This is a genomic window from Alginatibacterium sediminis, from assembly GCF_003610775.1.
Taxonomy (GTDB): domain Bacteria; phylum Pseudomonadota; class Gammaproteobacteria; order Enterobacterales; family Celerinatantimonadaceae; genus Alginatibacterium; species Alginatibacterium sediminis.
This window is the reverse complement of sequence record NZ_RAQO01000005.1, coordinates 122,951-141,651: the sequence shown is the minus strand read 5'-3', so window position 1 is coordinate 141,651 and position 18,701 is coordinate 122,951. Positions and strand designations below refer to the sequence as shown.

The 18,701-nt window shown below is 44.0% G+C and carries 17 protein-coding genes; 6 read left to right on the top strand and 11 right to left on the bottom strand.

Annotated features, from left to right (window positions below):
• Positions 1–78: 78 nt before the first annotated feature.
• The 5 genes from DBZ36_RS09040 to DBZ36_RS09020 all read right to left on the bottom strand — a co-directional run bounded on the left by DBZ36_RS09040 (position 79) and on the right by DBZ36_RS09020 (position 5,713).
• The gene (locus tag DBZ36_RS09040) at positions 79–2,550 is read right to left on the bottom strand and encodes a beta-mannosidase (protein ID WP_120354623.1); all 2,472 of its coding nucleotides are present in this window, start codon (positions 2,548–2,550) and stop codon (positions 79–81) included.
• Positions 2,551–3,251: 701 nt separating this feature from the next.
• The gene (locus DBZ36_RS09035) at positions 3,252–4,271 is read right to left on the bottom strand and encodes a substrate-binding domain-containing protein (protein WP_120354622.1); all 1,020 of its coding nucleotides are present in this window, start codon (positions 4,269–4,271) and stop codon (positions 3,252–3,254) included.
• A gap of 238 nt (positions 4,272–4,509) precedes the next feature.
• A complete protein-coding gene (locus DBZ36_RS09030; protein WP_120354621.1) occupies positions 4,510–4,953 on the bottom strand; it encodes a YeeE/YedE family protein in 444 nt (147 codons plus the stop codon).
• A 2-nt stretch (positions 4,954–4,955) separates the two neighbouring features.
• Positions 4,956–5,393, bottom strand: coding sequence for a YeeE/YedE family protein (locus tag DBZ36_RS09025; protein ID WP_120354620.1), 438 nt, complete (start codon positions 5,391–5,393; stop codon positions 4,956–4,958).
• 8 nt (positions 5,394–5,401) lie between these two features.
• Positions 5,402–5,713, bottom strand: coding sequence for an ArsR/SmtB family transcription factor (locus tag DBZ36_RS09020; protein ID WP_120354619.1), 312 nt, complete (start codon positions 5,711–5,713; stop codon positions 5,402–5,404).
• A 156-nt stretch (positions 5,714–5,869) separates the two neighbouring features.
• Between DBZ36_RS09020 and DBZ36_RS09015 the strand changes: the two genes are divergently transcribed.
• Complete coding sequence (locus DBZ36_RS09015) at positions 5,870–7,522, top strand: FAD-dependent oxidoreductase (protein WP_120354618.1); 1,653 nt, start codon at positions 5,870–5,872, stop codon at positions 7,520–7,522.
• A 7-nt stretch (positions 7,523–7,529) separates the two neighbouring features.
• On the opposite strand, the gene DBZ36_RS09010 is transcribed toward DBZ36_RS09015, so the two are convergent.
• Complete coding sequence (locus tag DBZ36_RS09010) at positions 7,530–8,147, bottom strand: SOS response-associated peptidase (RefSeq protein ID WP_120354617.1); 618 nt, start codon at positions 8,145–8,147, stop codon at positions 7,530–7,532.
• Positions 8,148–8,254: 107 nt separating this feature from the next.
• Here DBZ36_RS09010 and DBZ36_RS09005 point away from each other — a divergent pair, with 107 nt between their 5' ends.
• A complete protein-coding gene (locus DBZ36_RS09005) occupies positions 8,255–8,761 on the top strand; it encodes a glycine cleavage system protein R (protein ID WP_120354616.1) in 507 nt (168 codons plus the stop codon).
• Positions 8,762–8,830: 69 nt separating this feature from the next.
• On the opposite strand, the gene DBZ36_RS09000 is transcribed toward DBZ36_RS09005, so the two are convergent.
• The 3 genes from DBZ36_RS09000 to DBZ36_RS08990 form a co-directional block, all read right to left on the bottom strand.
• On the bottom strand, positions 8,831–10,369 hold the full coding sequence (locus tag DBZ36_RS09000; protein ID WP_120354615.1) for a tripartite tricarboxylate transporter permease: 1,539 nt from the start codon (positions 10,367–10,369) through the stop codon (positions 8,831–8,833).
• 9 nt (positions 10,370–10,378) lie between these two features.
• A complete protein-coding gene (locus tag DBZ36_RS08995) occupies positions 10,379–10,843 on the bottom strand; it encodes a tripartite tricarboxylate transporter TctB family protein (RefSeq protein WP_120354614.1) in 465 nt (154 codons plus the stop codon).
• A 61-nt stretch (positions 10,844–10,904) separates the two neighbouring features.
• A complete protein-coding gene (locus tag DBZ36_RS08990) occupies positions 10,905–11,873 on the bottom strand; it encodes a tripartite tricarboxylate transporter substrate binding protein (protein WP_120354613.1) in 969 nt (322 codons plus the stop codon).
• 187 nt (positions 11,874–12,060) lie between these two features.
• On the opposite strand from DBZ36_RS08990, the gene DBZ36_RS08985 reads away from it, so the two are divergent.
• The 4 genes from DBZ36_RS08985 (at position 12,061) to DBZ36_RS08970 (ending at position 16,671) form a co-directional block, all read left to right on the top strand.
• Positions 12,061–13,704: an ATP-binding protein gene (locus tag DBZ36_RS08985; RefSeq protein ID WP_120354612.1), complete on the top strand. Its 1,644-nt coding sequence runs from the start codon at positions 12,061–12,063 to the stop codon at positions 13,702–13,704.
• Complete coding sequence (locus tag DBZ36_RS08980; RefSeq protein WP_120354611.1) at positions 13,701–14,375, top strand: response regulator; 675 nt, start codon at positions 13,701–13,703, stop codon at positions 14,373–14,375. The genes DBZ36_RS08985 and DBZ36_RS08980 overlap by 4 nt, the downstream gene beginning before the upstream one ends.
• Before the next feature lie 88 nt (positions 14,376–14,463).
• Positions 14,464–16,065 carry an ABC-F family ATPase gene (locus DBZ36_RS08975; protein WP_120354610.1) on the top strand — a complete coding sequence of 534 codons (1,602 nt, stop codon included), beginning with the start codon at positions 14,464–14,466 and terminating at the stop codon, positions 16,063–16,065.
• A gap of 78 nt (positions 16,066–16,143) precedes the next feature.
• Complete coding sequence (locus DBZ36_RS08970) at positions 16,144–16,671, top strand: NUDIX hydrolase (RefSeq protein ID WP_120354609.1); 528 nt, start codon at positions 16,144–16,146, stop codon at positions 16,669–16,671.
• Positions 16,672–16,675: 4 nt separating this feature from the next.
• Here the strand turns inward: DBZ36_RS08970 and pgmB are convergent, their stop codons facing one another.
• Both pgmB and DBZ36_RS08960 read right to left on the bottom strand, forming a co-directional pair.
• Positions 16,676–17,317 (bottom strand): beta-phosphoglucomutase, encoded by a 642-nt coding sequence (gene pgmB, locus DBZ36_RS08965; RefSeq protein WP_120354608.1) that lies wholly within the window; start codon positions 17,315–17,317, stop codon positions 16,676–16,678.
• A 166-nt stretch (positions 17,318–17,483) separates the two neighbouring features.
• Positions 17,484–18,323 carry an isopenicillin N synthase family dioxygenase gene (locus DBZ36_RS08960; protein WP_120354965.1) on the bottom strand — a complete coding sequence of 280 codons (840 nt, stop codon included), beginning with the start codon at positions 18,321–18,323 and terminating at the stop codon, positions 17,484–17,486.
• Between the last annotated feature and the right edge of the window lie 378 nt (positions 18,324–18,701).

The window sequence follows — 18,701 nt, the reverse complement described above, 5'->3', positions numbered from 1 at the left end:
AAACTAAGAAAACAAAGTCTTGGATCGCGGCTCCATAAATCCCATTGCTATTATTATGGGGATTCAAACTAAATCAGCTTATGCCATCGTGGCATTTGCTAAATCGTAAATTCTCAGCTGAGTCGTAAAGCTTTCTAGGCTGATGCCTTGGCGAGGTGTGAATACCAAGTTACGGGTCTCTCCCACACTAAGGTTGATACTGTTGTCATCAAACACGCCCGTGTCACCATCAACTTCTAAGGTCACATAAAAGGCTGGTTTATTGCTCGACAACTGCACTTCAATTTTTCCATCATCAAGCGCAACGCAACGATGGTTGATAGTTGCTGCTGGCAAAGCAACGCGCTTAGGTTCGGTTAAGAACAACAAGCGCTCGCCTTCATAGACTTTGCCTTGACACATACCTTGATAACGAACCAATACGAACCGCTCGCGCACGTCATCTAACCACTCGCTTTGGGGTAAGGAAAATAAACAGCGTGCTTCACCGGCTTCGAGGCGACTTTGTTCAGGTAGCTCAACAAGTAATTTACCATTGAGGTCATAGATACCTCCTTGGCAGAACACTTCGGCATGCTGTGCTTGGTCATTAACGCCCCAAATTTGTAGCGCTTGGTCTTTTACGTAGGCGGTAACCATGACAGGATTGTAAGAACGACAAACGTGATAATGCAGTTGCTTCCAACGCCCGTTGTATTCAATAGAAGACCATGAAGCGACCGGCCAGTTATCGTTCAACTGCCAGTACAATGTCCCCATACATACCGGACGTGTACTACGCCAATACTCAATCCCCACTCCCATAGCCATTGCTTGCTGAACTTGGCTCAAATAGAGCTGCTGTTCAAAGCTACTTGGCATACGAAACAAGCGAGTAAACATTTCAGTGATGATTGAATTGCCACGATTATTTTTTTGGTGATGTTCCATCGCAGGGGCGGTTACGTTGAACTCCCCTTCAGGTAAAAACTCTTTTGTTGAGGGCAAAGACGAGAAGCTTTGAAAACCAAACTCACTACAAAAACGCGGACGTACGCTGTAATAAGCATCGAAAGACTCACCCGAATGCCATACATTCCAGAAATGCATATCACCTGAGGTATCGTCGTGCCATCCACCGAAGTCCATCGGACCATTACAAGGAGAGCTTGGCCAAAACATACGTTGCGGATCGTACTTTGAGATACTTTGATCAATAAAATGATTTAATCGATCGTAGTTAACCGAATATTTTAGAGGGTCATTTTTAGACTCGTCATACCACGTTAAACTTCCGATGACCTCATTGTCTCCGCACCATAGCGCTAAGCCACAGTGATGGCTTAGGCGTTGCGTTTGGTGCTTGAGTTCTTCACCTACTTCTTCTAAAAACCAATCTAAAGATGGATACTGCGAACAAGCAAACATCGCATCTTGCCAAACCAATAAGCCAAGTTCATCGCAAATATCGTAGAAATGGTCGTATTCATACTGACCACCACCCCAAACACGAATCATGTTCATGTTTGCAGCAACAGCATCCTCCAATAAACCGCGATGTTTCGCCTCAGTTTGACGAGAGATTAATGCATCTGAGGGGATCCAGTTCGCACCCTTACAAAAGATTTCAATGCCGTTGACTAAAATAGTTAGACGTTTGCCGATTTCATCGCGGGAGTTATCAACAACCAATTCGCGTAAACCAATATTCTGCTGTATTGATTGCCCGTCAAGACTGCTCACTTCTACCGGATAAAGATGGGCATCGCCAAAACCAACAGGCCACCATAATTTCGGTTGTTCTACGTTGAACACACATTCAATACTATGCTCGCCAGCTTCCAAATCTCTAGTAATGCGTTTTTGTTGCCCATTGAAAGAGAAATCTAGGCTGAACTCACCAGCTTGGAAAATAAATACTTTTGTAGAAAATTCGATTTCAACACCGTTTTCACTATGGCGTTGAACATTGGTTAGGTAGTCAATGCGTTGATTGTGCACTGATTGAATGAATACACTTTCATAAACGCCACTCGTCATCAGGGTAATACCCCAATCCCAACCCGCATGGCACTGCGTCTTACGCACCGTATTCATATGCGGCACGGTATTGTTATCACCGGCTGAGAATGGCACTGGATAAGGCATTGATTGCGCACGTTCTAAGGCAATCTTATCGATACGCTTAAAAACTATGCGTATTGTGTTTTCACCCGACACCAAACTTGATTTAAGTTCGGGACGATAGCGGGTGAATGAATTACTACAACTTTGGATTAACGTATCGTTAACAAAAACGTCAGCCATAGTGTCGACACGATTTAATTCTAAGAAAACGTGTTCGCCTTCAAGAAGGTGGGGGTCAACATTAAAAGATTTGCTGATTTCCCAGTCGGTTTCACCGACCCAGCGAACTAAGTGTTCATTTTCAGCAAAATAAGGGTCCGGAATTAACTCGGCAGCAAGAAGGGCACTAAAAACGTCACCTGGGAGCGTGAAATCACATTGTTGTTCGCCATTCAAGTTGCGCAACAACCACGTTCCATCAAGGTTTAGAGTTGAAGATGTCATGTGTAGTCCTAATAAGCGTGCAGAAAAGCCAAGTACAGGCCAAAATCTAGGGTGAAACCAAATTCAAGTAACAACCTACGGCTAAAGTAACGTTACAATTTTAACGTTACAATTATAATAAGGCTGAAATTTGATCTAGGTAACAATAAAAAGTCAAACAGCCATCAAAGCTCACATTCGCAATTCCGATTGCGTGCGCAAGCTCTCACTTTGTTTGTAACCGATAAGACAAAGCAAATCTTGAATTCAATTTGCCAAGACTGATGCGCAAATCTATTGCGGATTGACTAACAGGTGGGTTTAGCAACAGCACGCGCAACTGCAAAACTAAGCCGCGTGCTTTTTGCTTCGCTAAGTATTAGCGTCCTTGTGCAAGAGAGGTAGTCGGTAGTCGCGCTAGTAACAATCTACTAAAGCTCATAGAGAAGATAATCTAAAAGGAACTCATCCGATTAAGGCGATTACAACGATGCTTAAATGGACTGGCTTAGAATAGTAAAAACCATCAAATAGCAGAAAATGGGGTACACAAAAACACAGGTGTTTGCCAGAGAAAACCAAGCAAGTGAGATCATGTTGGATTGATAAAGGCATGAGTGCGAACCAGCACTAAAGGTTAGCCCAAGCTAATATAATTAACCTGCCGATGGCACTTCGTTCATCAACTAACCAAAGTTCCTAGCAATGCCTAAAAAAAGTATCTAAACACCAGCCTCTCTGAGGTTGGTACAGACTAATTCTTGTAGATCTTCGGCCGGTTTACCGTCTATTTGCTCAAGCAGCATCGTACTTAAACGATTACCTACATGCAGCGTATCTTGGTGAAAACTAGTAATAGGCACTCCAAAAAAATCAACGAGGTGTGAGTTCTCAAGCGTGACTAAATCGATATCTTTGCCTATTGTCTTGCCGCGTTTTTGCAAAGATGACAAAACTCCAAGGCATGTAATTTCACCAGGAAAAATAATCCCATCAACTGTTTCATCGCTACTTTGCATACTAACTACGAGCTCGTCATAGCTTGGTATTTTAGCCTCTTCGATGAGGTGCTGCTGCTGGTTTACCTCCACACCATGCTCAAGCGCTGCTCGCTTGAATCCCATCCACTGATGTACACAGTAACTGTAGCTAAGATCAGAGACTACAATTCGCTGATTAAAACGGCCCTTTTTATATAGAGCACTTGAGGCTCGATAAGCAAAATCGATGTTGTCGACATCAAAAAAGGCGTGGTCAAAACTGAGTTCTGTGCGACCAAAGGTGATAAACGGGAATTTTTGCTCATGAAGATAGCGAACCCGGCGGTCATCAGTACTAGTAAGGTTTAAAATTAGACCATCGGCAATCCCACTTTCGACGACATAACGCACGTCTTCCATGCGATCCCCAGTACCAGAGTCAGGCAACACCATTAGATGGTAATTAGTGCCTTTGAGCGCTTCCGTTAAGCCTTTAACTAAGCGCAAACTGCCTAAGTCACCGACCGTTTGTCCTGGTTGAATGACTGGGATAACTGGAATAATTGCACATATAACAAAGGTTTTACCGGTTCTTAATCGCAAACCGCTTGGATCGGGCCGATAACCAAGCTCTTGAGCAATGGCTTTAACTTTAGCTATTGTTTCCGGCTTAACTTCAGGTCCATCTTTCAGCGCTCTAGATATAGTCGTTAAAGAATAACCGGTGCGCTTTGAAATACTTTTAAGAGTCGGGCGAGCCATTTGTGTTGTAGTTCTCGTTGATTAATTATTCGTATAGTGCTTCGTTGCAATCACTCATGCATGCAACAATCGTAACGTTAAAACTAAATAAATTGTGCTGTGTAAATCACATTTTTTTACATCAGCACTTTCATCCGGTTCTTTTTACTAGCTTGTCTAAAACAAGCAGAAGCTTAGCATTATGCATCAAAGCATGCGCAAACACTAAAATACGGAGAGAAGATCCCTCAATTCGCCGCTAAATTCGATTCACCTCAACATTAGCTCGTTTTTGCCAAAGCGAAGCCAGATAGTTGCCTGCGAACATCGCTGCAACAAAAAAGAACAGCTCTGACTCAAAGCTCATTAAACCTGCCAAAGCTGGTCCTGGGCAAATGCCGATCAATCCCCAACCCAAGCCAAAAATCACAGCGCCATAGACTAAGGGTTTATCAATTTGTTTGGAATGCGGCAAACACATGGCGTCACCACAAAGTGACTGACTGCGCTTTTTAATAACCAAATGATAAAAAGGAGCAAACACTAGCAGCGCGCCTCCGATAACAAAAATCAGGCTAGGATCCCAAGCTCCTGAAAATAAATTAAGAAATCCTAGGACTTTTTCGGGATATACCATGCCGCTAATATTCATACCCAAACCGAAAAATAAGCCACTTATAAGTGCGATAACTGAACGTTTCATGGTTACGCTCCAACAAAAAAGTGACGAATACTGACAACGGTAATTGCAACCAGCATAAAGATTACGGTGGCACTTATAGAACGTTTTGAGAGGCGACCAATACCACAGATCCCATGGCCACTTGTGCAACCATTACCGATTCGCGTACCAAAACCAACCAATAGCCCTGCAATGACATACAACCAATGCGGCGAACTTGGCATTTCAAGTTGTTGCTCGCTGAATAAGCTGACCAAGAAGTAAGAGCTCAATAGCGCCACTACAAATAGTAAACGCCAAGTAACATCGCCTTTGCGACGACTTATCAAACCACCAAAAATGCCACTAATACCAGCAACCTTGCCATTAAATAACATCAACAGAATGGAAGAAACACCAAGTAGTGCTCCGCCTAACATCGCTGAACCAGGGGTAAAAACTTCAAAATTAATTGTAATCATTGAGTCCACTAAGCCTTAGACATATCTTGGCAAAAATTATCTTGTAAGGTTCCTAATAGCTTCTGAATTCTTTCATCAGCCAAAGAATAGAACACCATTTGCGACTGCTTCCGTACTTTTACTAAGCCGTGCTCTTTGAGCACCTGTAGGTGTTGAGAGAAAGCCGACTGCCCCAGTTTAGAGTGACTGTGCAGCAGACCGACATTGGCTTCACCTTCGCAAAGAGTGCACAGCACTAACAAGCGTTCAGGATGGGCCATTGTTTTAAGCAGCAAGCTCACTTGCTCTGCTTGACCATAGAGTTGATTTAATTCAGACATTAGCAATCCACCAGAAAATGAAATTGATTCTAACGTCACAAGCTTATGTAGTCAAATCTAATAAAGCTTGTTGCACATCAATAAATCTAGGATTAGACTTGCCTACAATTGATACCAACAAATTTCGAAACATTAAAACCAAATTGTGGAGTTAAAATGACTAAGATAGTAATCATTGGTGGTGTGGCTGGTGGGGCATCTGCTGCTGCACGTGCTCGCCGATTAGATGAAAGTTCAGAAATTATTATGTTTGAACGCGGCGCGTATATTAGCTTTGCAAATTGCGGACTTCCCTACCACATTGCCGGCGACATCAGCGAGCGCGACGATCTATTACTACAAACACCAGACGGCTTTTCTACCCGCTTCAATGTCGATGTGAGGGTACTCCAAGAAGTGACCGCTATTGATAGCGAGCAAAAACAAGTTTCAATCAAGAACCTTAGTAACGGTGAAACTTATATCGAGAGCTATGATAAATTAGTACTAAGTCCAGGTGCTGCGCCGATCATGCCTCCTCTCCCCGGTCTGGATTTACCGCATATATATAGCTTGCGTAACCTACCCGATATGGATCGCATTATTGATGATATGCAACGTCATAAACCGCAACACGCGACTGTGGTCGGCGGTGGTTTTATAGGTTTAGAAATGGTCGAAGCGCTCACAGAGCGGGGAATAAAAACCACTTTGCTTGAACTTGGACCACAAGTCATGGCTCCTGTTGACGCTGAAATGGCAAAACCTCTGCACCAAGAACTTGAAGGGCATGGAGTTGACCTTCGCTTAAATACCGCTCTTGAAGCGGTTGAGCGTGCTAGTTCAGCCAAACGCAAACTAAAGCTTAATCTTAGCAACAACAAAACACTGACTACTGACATGCTGATTATGGCAATTGGAGTGAAGCCAGAAACAAGCCTAGCCAAAGCTGCAGGACTTGAACTTGGAAACTTAGGCGGCATTAAAGTTAACCAAGAGATGCAAAGTAGCGACCCCGATATCTATGCTGTGGGTGACGCGGTTGAAGATCTGCACTGGGTAAGCCAGCAGTCTGCATTTATTCCCTTAGCTGGGCCAGCCAATCGACAAGGGCGATTGGCTGCCAACAATATCTTTGGCGCAAAGCAGGCTTATAAGCAAACACAGGGTACAGCTATCTGTAAAGTATTTGATTTAGCCGTGGCAAGCACTGGGCTAAACGAGAAACAGTTATCTGCCCAAGGTATTTCGTATGAAAAAGTCTATGTACACAGTGCAAGCCATGCTTCGTACTATCCTGGAGCTGAAAGTGTTAACCTCAAGCTGCTATTTTGCCCAGAAACCGGCACTATTCTTGGAGCTCAAGCAGTTGGTAAAGATGGCATTGACAAACGAATCGACGTATTAGCCGTTGCCCAACGTGCGGGATTGAAAGTCGAAGATTTGCAGGATCTAGAACTTTGCTACGCTCCTCCTTTTGGCAGCGCAAAAGATCCTGTTAATCAAATCGGATTTGTTGCAAGCAACGTTCGCAATGGTTCGCATAAGATTTGTCATAGTCATGAAATTGATAATTTGAGCGATTCTCAGATGATTTTGGATGTCAGAAATCCACAAGAACTTCTAAATAATGGAGCGATACCCGGAGCTCTCAATATTCCCCTCGACCAACTTCGCGATCGACTTGATGAATTGCCTAAAGACATGGAAATACTCATTTATTGCTTTGTCGGATTACGCGGTTATGTCGCTTATCGTCAATTGGCGAATCAGGGGTTCAAGGCCAAAAACTTAAGCGGTGGCTATAAAACCTGGCTCAACATGCGTTAATAGCTCATTAGACAGCTTCAATTGCCATTTGGCTGTCGCCAAGATGCAGTTCGCGCACAGCGCGAGCTGCATTAAAATTGCCTTGCAGATATGCTTCGGGGTCTCGCAACAGAAAGGGCATACGATGATGATACTGGCTAAATTTTGGAGAAGGAGCGCAAGTTAAACTGACGAACGATCCATTCACACTCTGCTCAGTTGCAGGGTAATAGATACCCGCCATGACCAATGCTTGCCGGTGTTGATAACTAAAACGATACTGTTGTTTTTTTGCCCCTCCTTCATCGCGCCATTCATGCCATGCACTTAAAACAATTAAGCAGCGTCTATAAGCAAATGCTTCAGAAAAACTAGGCTTTTGCGTAACCGTTTCCAATCGTGCATTGATGAGTAACTTTGGGCTCCATTGCGTTTTTAGTCCCCAGTTAAACGCCTGTAGTTGTAGCGTTTTATCCGCTATCGCATGACCTCGATGTTGTTGGTTATAATCTGCGCTGGCGTAAGAAATAACATCAATCGTTTGGCTCGGTTTACACTCGCCAAGCTTACTAAATTTAAAATCAATTTGACCAAGTTGACCGTTGTATAAATAACCGTCGACATAGCGTTCAAAGCTACCACACACCTACACCTTCCCCTGTTACAAAGCAAGAGCCATTAATGCCAAGGACTTAACAGCTTTTATTATGAGTTTTGCTACACTTATTCTAGATTTTAAATTAGGAGCTTAACATGACAACTGAATTCTTAGTAACCGTCACAGGACGTGACCAGCGTGACCTGCTCCATCGTATATCCAAAATAGCTGTGACTCATCATGCCAGTATGCTGAAAAGCAAACTGGTCCATATTGAAGGTACATTTGCCGGTTTAATTAAAATGCGCGTCGACCAAGAACATGGCAATGCGCTTAAGCAAGAACTGCTTAGTACCGATGGTTTAGAAGTAAAAATACGTACACTTTATGACGACCACGCCGATCATCAATCGCAGTACCGCTTAGTTATCGATGCTAGCGACCAAGCTGGTATTATTCACGACCTCACCGAATTACTATCAGCCAACAGCATTGATATATTACACGTCGAAACCCAACGTCTACCCATTCAAGAATTAGGGGACACTGTTTTTAGTGGCCAACTCGAGCTCAGTATTCCTGACGATGTCGATATGACGACTCTAAAACAGCAATTACACCAGCTAAAATGTGCGCCAAAGGTTCATCTCACTTTGTCCTGATTTTGTTAGTAATGACCAACAAAAACGGGACCTTATGGCCCCGTTTTTTTGTTGTCTAAGCGACGTTGACTAAGAGTGCTTAGCTGCAACACGTTCATTACTCGCTTTATACCGAACAAGCAGCATCCGTATTACCGGGCTAAGCAGTATCATCGCGGTTATTAAAATGAAACTTAGGGTAATCGGCCGCTCCCAAATAAAGCTTAGTGACCCATCGCTTATCAACAACGCTCTGCGTAAATTGTCTTCAAGCATTCCCCCCAATATAAATCCAAGTAGCATTGGCGCCATAGGGAACTGTAATATTCGAAGTACCATCGCCGCCACACACACCGCAACCATGATCAAAATATCCATACTGTTAAAAGAAACCAAGTAAACGCCAGTAATTGAAAATAGCAAAATCATTGGTATCAAATAAGGGCGAGGAATATTGAGTACTTTGGCTAAATAGGGAATCAAGGGCAGATTCAAAATCAGCAGTACCACATTACCGAAGTACATTGAGATGATGATGGACCAAAATAAATCCGGATACTCCACATACATTTGTGGCCCCGGTTGAATACCATAAGAGAGCAGCGCGCCGAGGAGAATGGCAGTTGTTCCTGATCCGGGTATACCCAAGGTGAGCAAAGGTACAAAGGATCCCGTAGATGCGGCGTTATTAGCGGCTTCTGGTGCAGCTAAACCGCGGATAGAACCTTTGCCAAACTCCTTCTTTTGCTCATCATTGGCAATATTTCGCTCTGCACCATAGGCCAAAAATGAGGCGATAGTTGCGCCAGCTCCAGGTAGAACGCCAACAAAGAAACCCAGGATTGACGAGCGCAAGGTAGTTGGCGCCATTTCTTTCACTTCAGCAAGCGTAAGCTTCATTGATCCAAGCTCAACAGGCTCAAGCTCTTTTCCAGATTGAGCTTCGTTTGAACCGCCTTGCATAATAGACATGAGTGTTTCAGCCAAGGCGAAAGTTGCCATCGCTAGTAGTAAAAAGCTAAAGCCATCAACTAAATCCATTTGGCCAAAAGTGAAACGTTCAACACCTTCACTGCGGTCGGTACCAACGGTGGCAAGCATTAATCCTAATACGGTCATCATTAGGGCTTTGGCCACCTGACCTTTGCCAGCAAAAGCTGCAACTGCCGACAAACCCAATACCATCAATGCAAAATAGTCCGCGCTTTGAAAGCTTAAAGACACTTTCGCTAATAACGGAGCGGCAATCAGCAGCATGATTGCCCCTAAAGTACCACCAGTAAACGATGCATATGCTGCAATAGCTAAAGCTTTACCCGCATGTCCGCGCTTAGCCATTGGGTAACCATCAAAGGTGGTGACTACCGTTGCACTGCAACCTGGTGCGTTAATTAGAATTGACGAGGATGAGGCTCCAAAAATGGCGCCGTAATATACCCCTGCCATCAATATCAAACCGGAAGAAGGATCGAGTCCATAAGTAATCGGGATCATCAGGGCTATTGCGGTGATCGGCCCTAAGCCGGGCAACATGCCAATAAACGTTCCAACAAAACAACCGGTGAGTACCATCAGCAAATTCATCGGCATGATTGCGGTACCTAAACCGCTTAGTATTCCATCTAACATTTGCTGTCCTTAAACCATGAACGCGCGCCAAATGGCACCGGGTTCTAAATACACATCTAATAGCTGGGTGAGTAAGGCCCAAAACAAGACCGAAAAGATTATCGCGACGCTCCAAGCTCTGCGTTTATTTTTCTCGCCCATAATGCGGAAAGATGCACCAAGAAAAATGATGGTTGCCAGAAGAAATCCCAACCAGTCAACGAATAAGCCGTAAACCAACATCGCAATCAGTAGCAGCACTACTTGGGCACGACTCTCAAGCTTGGCACTGGTATCGCCCGTGCGGCGACCGGTAAAAATGATGAAAAGACTAAAGCAAATACCCAAAAAACTGAGGATTTTAGGCAAGGTACGCGGTGTGAAGGGCTCAAATTCGGCCCCAGCAAACAGCTGAATATCTTGAACAAAGTAGCCATAAACAGCACTAAGAACTAAGAAAAACAAGCCACCTAATTGTTGCTGGCTTAATTGCATATGACCTCCATGTAAACCACCGCGAGGGCGGTGGTCTATGCTTCTGAGAGTTGACTAGTGACTAGAGAAAGCCTAGCTCTTTCATTAACTCTCCAACCACTTTCTCTTGGTTTTCAAGAAAGCTATAAAACTGGTCAGCTGGTACAAAATTATTCACCCAACCATTACGAGCACGTACCACTTCCCACTCAGGAGTGTCGTACATTGACTCAAGCAAAGCCGAAAATTCATCGCGTTTTTCATCGCTAATACCAGGAGCTGCGAAAAATCCGCGCCAGTTAGCAAAAACTGTATCGTTACCCATCTCTTTTAAAGTAGGAACGTCTGGGGCATCACTGACACGCTCTTCGGCTGTAATCGCTAGAATTCTAACTTGTTCGCTTTTAGACATCTCTAATGCTTCGCCAAGACCGGTTGATAGCAATGCGGTTTCGCCCGAAAGCAAACCAGCCATTGCTTTACCACCTGCGTCATAAGCGACATAGCGTAATTTCATCGGATCTAAGCCTTCATTCTTTATCGCTGCTGCCGCAACTAGGTGGTCGAGAGAACCGCGAGCGCTACCACCAGCAACCTTGACTGAGTTACTATCGGCTTTGAAATCGGCAACCACTTGCTCCCAATGGGTATATTTTGAATCGCTACGAACAATTAACGCGCCATAGTCGGCGATGGTTGCTGCAACGGGCGTCAAATCACGAAACGATTGAGGAAAAACCCCAGTCAATGAGCGCACAACAATCGGAGTTGAATTCACCATTAAGGTGTCTTCTTGAGTTTTTGCAGTTTCTATAAGATGCGCAATCGCTTTACCACCACCACCACCACTCATATTTTGAAACGAAGCTTTCTCAACTTTTCCTGATTTCATCAATGCTTCGCCAGTACCGCGAGCAGTACCATCCCAACCGCCACCAGCCCCGCCGGGTATCAAGAAGTGTACTTCTTGTGCAAACGATGTCGAACTTAGGCTTGCGACGACTAGGCCGGTTGTTACTAATGCTTTAATAAGTTTATGCGCCTTGAACATTTGAGATCTCCATTTCATGTTCTGATTAACTTTCAATGTCGACTCCGACTCCCCTTAGCGAGTTGAAGCTACATAGAATTGTTACAGAAAAGTAACAACATGAATGCCTTTAGCATTTAAAGGCTTTAATACTCATAGAGTTGATAAAGTTCATTTTGTTCACGCTTAATGCATAGGTGCTTATGCTATGATTTTTCTACACAAACGGAGGGATCCATTGCGCTCGCATCAATTGTTTAGTTATCGAAGTCGTTTACTACTATTTATGCTTGGTTACAGCCTGCTGCAACTAAGCATTGTTGTTGCTGTAAGTTATTGGTATGTCAGTAACCAAGAGTATCAAGACAAAGGTGAACGCGCCTTGGATGTTGCCCGAGTAGTGGCGAAGCTACCCAATATTGTACAAGGCGTTACACAGTCTGATAGCAAATCCTTACAACCTTTTGTAGAAGAATTACGAGTGGCTATGGGAGCTAGTTTTATTGTAGTTGGCGATGCCCAAGGGCGCAGACTTGCACACCCAATACCAGAGCGTATCGGCAAAAAAATGGTGGGTGGTGATAACTCAAAAGCGCTCATTCGCGGTCAAGAATACATTTCAACGGCGCGCGGCTCTCTTGGCTATTCCGTGCGAGGCAAAGTCCCTATTTTTAGTGCTCAAGGACAAATCATAGGCATTGTTTCCGTCGGCTATTTACTTGATAGCATAGACCGGCAACTTGAACCCTACATCACCTTTATGCTGCTGTTGGTGTTAGCGGTTATTTCTCTAAATTTAGCCTTGGGTTGGTGGATGGCGCAGCGTATTAAAAATGCACTACTGGGCTACGAGCCGGCGCAAATTAGTCGCCTCTATGCTGAATTACAAGCAACCCTCAATTCAATTCGAGAAGGCGTCATTAGCATTAACACGGAAGGATTAATCACCAATATTAATGCCAACGCTATGCGCATGTTAGGTCAAAATCCTAGCGCCACGGTACCGGTAGGGCAACACATCAGCGATTGGTTACCTGATAGCGACATTGACCAACAACTAAAGAATCGGGTTGCTCAAAGTGATATTGAAATTCGTTTGCGCGGACACGCATTCATCGCTAACCGCATCCCTATGCTAGATGAAGGGGGTGAGTTCATGGGTATGGTTTCAAGCTTCAGACCCAAAGACGAAATCACTTTACTCACTCAGCAATTATCGCAAATTCAAGCTAACTCAGAAGCTCTAAGAGTACAAAACCACGAACATGCAAATAAGCTCAACACCATTGCCGGTTTAATCCAACTTAAGAAGTACCAGCGCGCACTAGAATTTATTGGTCAAGAAAACACTAGCATGCAAGAGCTGATTCACTTTTTGCAAGCGGCATTCAGCGACCCGGTAATTTGTGCGTGCTTACTTGGGAAGTACCATCGCGCCCACGAACTTGGTTTAGAACTCAGCATTGATCCCCATTGCCAATTGGCGCATTTACCCAAGCATATCGACTCAGAACAACTAGTTTTAATCTTATCTAATCTCATCGACAACGCGTTTGAGGCTTCATTGCATTGCGACGCTAAGCCAGCTGTTCAAGTCTCAATTAGTGAACTGGGCCACGACATTATTATTGATGTTGAAGATCATGGCGTTGGTATTAGCCACGAAATCAAAGATCGTTTGTTTGAAAAAGGGGTAAGCAGTAAATCCCAAGCTGGTCACGGTATCGGCCTTTATTCGGTGATTCAAACCGTCGAGCTATTAGACGGAAACATCGAGGTCAGTAACAACGGCCTCGGAACCAGCTTTACAGTGTATCTGCCCAAACAAGGTCCTTTAGGAGAAAAACCATGATCCACGTTCTAATCGTTGAGGATGACCCCGGTATCGCCGAGATCCACCAGCAATATTTAAAGCAGGTCGACGGTTTTAGTGTCCAAGGGGTTGCTTTAAGTATCATGGAAGCAAAAATACAACTCAAAGCAAAACCACCACAATTGGTATTGCTGGATGTTTATTTACCTGATGGCACCGGAATAGAGCTGCTTCAGTTTATTCGAGGTGAGGGACTTGCGGTAGACGTCATTATGTTAACCGCAGCCAGTGAAGCGAGCACCTTACAAAACGCGATGCGCAACGGAGTTTTTGACTACATTTTAAAGCCCATCATCTTTCCACGTCTTCGAGACTCATTATATAAATATCAAAAGTACCTAAGTCAGGTGAACCAAAGACAAGACATCCAACAGGGTGATGTCGACCGTTTGATGCCAATGTCAGAGAGCAATACAGAACAACAACCTCGTCCACCGAAGGGAATCGACAGTGTGACCTTGGACAATATTCGACAATTATTCCTAGAGCACCCCAGTCTTAGTGCAGATGATGCGGGCAAGCTTATTGGCAGTAGCCGTACGACTGCAAGACGATATTTAGAGTATTTAGTCAGTTGTCACGAACTGGTTCCCGCAGTTAGCTATGGCAGTGTTGGACGTCCGGAGCGCATTTACAGCCTAAAATCGTGAGCAAAGTCATAGTTTCACTTGATCCATAACCAGACAAGCGCTACCCTGCCGCGTTCTTTTTTTAAACAGCCTCTTCTAGGAAACGCCTATGTCCTCCATCGCTACCAACAACGTCACCATGCAATTTGGGGCCAAGCCTCTTTTTGAGAATATTTCAGCCAAGTTTGGTGGAGGAAACCGTTACGGCCTAATTGGCGCGAACGGCTGTGGTAAATCAACATTTATGAAAATATTATCCGGCGAGCTCGAAGCCAGTGCTGGTAATGTTAGCTTAGAGCCCAATGCTCGCATGGCAAAATTGGGCCAGGACCAATGGGCATTTGAAGAATATAGCGTTATTGACACTGTCATTATGGGCGACAAAGACATGTGGGCGGTAAAAGCTGAACGCGAACGCATTTATAGCTTGCCAGATATGAGCGAAGAAGACGGTCTAAAAGTTGCTGATTTAGAAGTGCAATTTGCTGAAATGGATGGTTATAGTGCTGAGTCTCGTGCGGGTGAACTGCTACTTGGGCTTGGCATCGAAGAAGACCTTCACTTTGGGCTTATGAGCGCGGTTGCTCCGGGCTTGAAAGTTCGAGTGTTGTTGGCTCAAGTTCTATTTGCTGACCCCGATCTGATGCTGCTCGATGAACCTACCAACAACTTGGATATCCACACCATCCATTGGTTAGAGACCATTCTTGCCAAACGTAACTGCACCATGATCATCATCTCGCATGACCGCCACTTTCTAAACGAAGTGTGTACGCATATGGCTGATATTGACTATGGTGAACTGCGAATTTACCCAGGTAACTATGACGAGTATATGTTTGCAGCTACACAAGTTCGTGAACGTTTGCTTGCAGATAACGCCAAAAAGAAAACCCAAATTGCTGAACTACAAAGCTTCGTAAGTCGCTTCTCCGCCAACGCGTCCAAAGCACGCCAAGCGACTTCACGCGCTAAACGTATAGAAAAGATTGAACTTGCTGAAGTGAAAGCATCAAGCCGAAAATCTCCGTTTATTCGCTTTGAGCTCGAGAAAAAGCTGTTCCGCCAAGCCTTAGAAGTGACTGACTTAGCTCAAGGCTACGGTGATGAGCTGCTATTTAAAGGCCTCAACTTTAACGTCGAAGTAGGCGAGCGGATCGCAATTATCGGCCAAAATGGTATCGGTAAATCCACACTACTTAATACTCTAAAAGGCAATCTTGAAGCCAAAGAAGGTGCGATTAAGTGGTCTGAAAACCACAATATTGGTTACTATGCTCAAGACCATAGCGCTGACTTTGAAGAAGACCGTAATTTGTTCGATTGGATGGGCTATTGGTCAACTGAAGGTACCGATGAGCAAACGATTCGTAGCTTCCTTGGCCGCATGTTGTTCTCACAAGATGAAATTAAAAAATCTGTGAAGGTTATTTCTGGTGGTGAGCAAGGTCGAATGTTGTTTGGCAAAATAATGATGCAACGACCAAATATCCTATTGATGGATGAGCCAACTAACCACATGGATATGGAAAGCATTGAAGCACTAAATTTAGCGCTCGAAAACTACGAAGGAACATTGTTATTTGTTAGTCACGATCGTCAGTTTGTAAGCTCTATCGCAACTCGCATTATCGAACTAAAAGCCGACGGTATCACTGATTTCCATGGCAGCTACGAAGAATACCTTCGCAGCCAGAGTGTTGCTGGTTAAGTTTAACATCGATACAAAAAAAGAGGCCTTGAGCCTCTTTTTTACTATACCAATTCCTCAAGCTTATCGTGAAACCCTATGCAGCTATTACAAACCACCATACACCCAGACGTAACCGGTATTGAACAACCCCATGTTTTACGACAGGCTGCTCGCGCTATTATCCTTGATGGCGAGTCTATATTGCTACTTTACACTGAACGTTATCACGACTATACCTTGCCTGGCGGCGGAATTGACGCCGGAGAATCAATAGAAAATGGCTTAATCCGAGAGCTCGAAGAAGAGACCGGCGCCAAACATATCGAAGTAATAAAACCCTTTGGACGCTATGATGAATACCGCCCTTGGCATAAAGACCAAGTTCACGTCATTTACATGCAGTCATATTGTTATATTTGCGATATACACCCGGAGCTAGGTGAAACCAAATTAGAAAATCACGAAATACAAAATGGTATGCGTCCGGTATGGGTTAACATCCATCAAGCTATTGCTCACAATTTAGAAACGATGGCTAACAGTACTAAAAAAGGCCTATCGATTGAACGAGAGACCTTTTTATTAAAACGTATTGTAAATGTGCTTTTAGATAAAGCAGCTTAGGGCCTTAAAACTGCTCCAATACTTGCTTTAGATTTATGGCTGCGGTGTCATCTACGCGCCAATCAGCCGCCCCTACACGACTTTCAGGGCCAATACCAATCACCTTCATACCAGCCGTTTTACCCGCTTCGACACCTGCCTGAGCGTCTTCGACGACAACACAATCATTGGCATTCACACCAACTTGCCCCGCCGCATGGATAAATACGTCAGGCGCAGGTTTTGAACGCTCTACCGACCAACCGTCTGCGATAGCATCAAAGAGAGGGATTAAGCCCAGGCGTAATAAAATCCCTCGCGCGTTTCGGCTAGCAGATGCCAATACCACTTTAATTTGGCGCGCGTTGAGTTCTAGCAGGAGTTCCAAGATCCCAGGTAAAATGTCGTCCTTGGTGATACTATTTAACAAGTCCAAGTAAACGTCATTCTTGCGCTCCATCATTTTGGCAATTTGGCTTTCTGAACGCACATTTTCAGCCAAAATAATATCCAAAGAGTCACGACGGGAAATACCACGTAGTTGCTCATTTATTTCACGCGTGAAAACTAAGTTTTCTTCTAGAGCAAGTTTGCTCCATGCCTGAAAATGCAACTCTGCAGTGTCAGTAATAACACCATCAAGATCAAATATAAAAGCTTTACACATTGGCTACGTTCCTTTTGCGCCTAACCCTGTAATTAATGCGCAGCAGTATAGCACCAGCTGTTTTAAGCGCGAACGAGAAAATAGACCCAATCAAAGACAATGAGATCGCGCCAGCAGAACACTAACGCGGGTTTCAATTTTAAACAAATAACGCTGCCAAGCTTGACTAAATAACGCCGAGTTCGCGAAGACGTTCTTGTAAATAACTATGTGCTGTATGGCGCTCCGACAACACCACATCTGGTCGTGGATGCAAGAATAAAGGCAAAGAAAAACGTGAACAGTTATGGTCTTGGCCTTCAGGATTCACCACCCGATGCGTGGTTGATGGAAAATAGCCTTCAGAAGCTTCTTGTAACATATCTCCAATATTTACAATCAGGTTACCGAAGTCACATGGAACATCTATCCATGTCCCATCCTTCGCTTTTACTTGTAAACCAGGCTCATTTGAAGCGGGCAATAAGGTCAGCAAATTAATATCTTCATGAGCCGCGGCTCGAATCGCATTAGCCTGTTCTCCACCGGCCAAGGGAGGATAGTGCAGCACTCGTAATAAGCTTTGTTCACTACCCTCAATCATATGCGACAAGGGCTCTCGGAAACAATCACTGACCTGCTTTGGACTTTGCGCTTCCACCCAAGCAAGCAAGGTACTCGCCAAAGACCCCGCATTTGCATAATACTCTGCTAACGCTGGTTTTAGCTTGCTTGGACACTGTCCCCATGGATAATAATGAAAGTATTCTTTAAGATCTTTTAGATCGCTACCTTTTGCGGTTTCAGAAATATCAGCTGAGAAAAAACCATCTTGTGTTTTTGGGTCAAAGGAAAATTTTTGCTTATTTTCATCGGCAAAAAAATGTTGCCAGTCTTGATATATTGCTTCGATTTTATCTTGCGCCAAAGGGTGGTTTTTCAACACGCCAAAACCAGTTTCTCGAAGAGATCGAACAAAACGTTGCGGTGCATCCGGTGCTTGATAGTCAATTGCTTCTAACATAATCCCACTAATATCCTTTACTAGGGTCATCTAAGATTTGAAGTTAAGAATAGCATTCAAAAGCCTATCGCTCATCCGCCTTTTATATTGTTGTAGGCAACCAAGATCACAAAGTCCAAACAGATCCAGATTATAAAGCCCTTCTCCACAAAAGTAACTTTACCTAATTTCAGCTAATTTCTTGACGCATCGTGAACACCTAGACTAGCTTTAGCGACAATGACAAACATCTTAAAGAGCCTCCGAAATGCAGTTAAATAAGCAGATGTCAATTGACCCTTGTTAACGCTAAGCATCCAATTTTGATGGAAATATTGGCATTTGAAGGGAATTGGTTTAGCTTAGCTATAGACCTTGAAGTGAAATTGGATGGTAGTCGTA

What these genes read in the sequence shown, in the direction of transcription:
- DBZ36_RS09040 (WP_120354623.1), bottom strand. Translation starts at nt 2,550, where the DNA reads ATGACATCTTCAACTCTAAACCTTGATGGAACGTGGTTGTTGCGCAAC.
- DBZ36_RS09035 (WP_120354622.1), bottom strand. Translation starts at nt 4,271, where the DNA reads ATGGCTCGCCCGACTCTTAAAAGTATTTCAAAGCGCACCGGTTATTCT.
- DBZ36_RS09030 (WP_120354621.1), bottom strand. Translation starts at nt 4,953, where the DNA reads ATGAAACGTTCAGTTATCGCACTTATAAGTGGCTTATTTTTCGGTTTG.
- DBZ36_RS09025 (WP_120354620.1), bottom strand. Translation starts at nt 5,393, where the DNA reads ATGATTACAATTAATTTTGAAGTTTTTACCCCTGGTTCAGCGATGTTA.
- DBZ36_RS09020 (WP_120354619.1), bottom strand. Translation starts at nt 5,713, where the DNA reads ATGTCTGAATTAAATCAACTCTATGGTCAAGCAGAGCAAGTGAGCTTG.
- DBZ36_RS09015 (WP_120354618.1), top strand. Translation starts at nt 5,870, where the DNA reads ATGACTAAGATAGTAATCATTGGTGGTGTGGCTGGTGGGGCATCTGCT.
- DBZ36_RS09005 (WP_120354616.1), top strand. Translation starts at nt 8,255, where the DNA reads ATGACAACTGAATTCTTAGTAACCGTCACAGGACGTGACCAGCGTGAC.
- DBZ36_RS09000 (WP_120354615.1), bottom strand. Translation starts at nt 10,369, where the DNA reads ATGTTAGATGGAATACTAAGCGGTTTAGGTACCGCAATCATGCCGATG.
- DBZ36_RS08995 (WP_120354614.1), bottom strand. Translation starts at nt 10,843, where the DNA reads ATGCAATTAAGCCAGCAACAATTAGGTGGCTTGTTTTTCTTAGTTCTT.
- DBZ36_RS08990 (WP_120354613.1), bottom strand. Translation starts at nt 11,873, where the DNA reads ATGTTCAAGGCGCATAAACTTATTAAAGCATTAGTAACAACCGGCCTA.
- DBZ36_RS08985 (WP_120354612.1), top strand. Translation starts at nt 12,061, where the DNA reads ATGATTTTTCTACACAAACGGAGGGATCCATTGCGCTCGCATCAATTG.
- DBZ36_RS08980 (WP_120354611.1), top strand. Translation starts at nt 13,701, where the DNA reads ATGATCCACGTTCTAATCGTTGAGGATGACCCCGGTATCGCCGAGATC.
- DBZ36_RS08975 (WP_120354610.1), top strand. Translation starts at nt 14,464, where the DNA reads ATGTCCTCCATCGCTACCAACAACGTCACCATGCAATTTGGGGCCAAG.
- DBZ36_RS08970 (WP_120354609.1), top strand. Translation starts at nt 16,144, where the DNA reads ATGCAGCTATTACAAACCACCATACACCCAGACGTAACCGGTATTGAA.
- pgmB (WP_120354608.1), bottom strand. Translation starts at nt 17,317, where the DNA reads ATGTGTAAAGCTTTTATATTTGATCTTGATGGTGTTATTACTGACACT.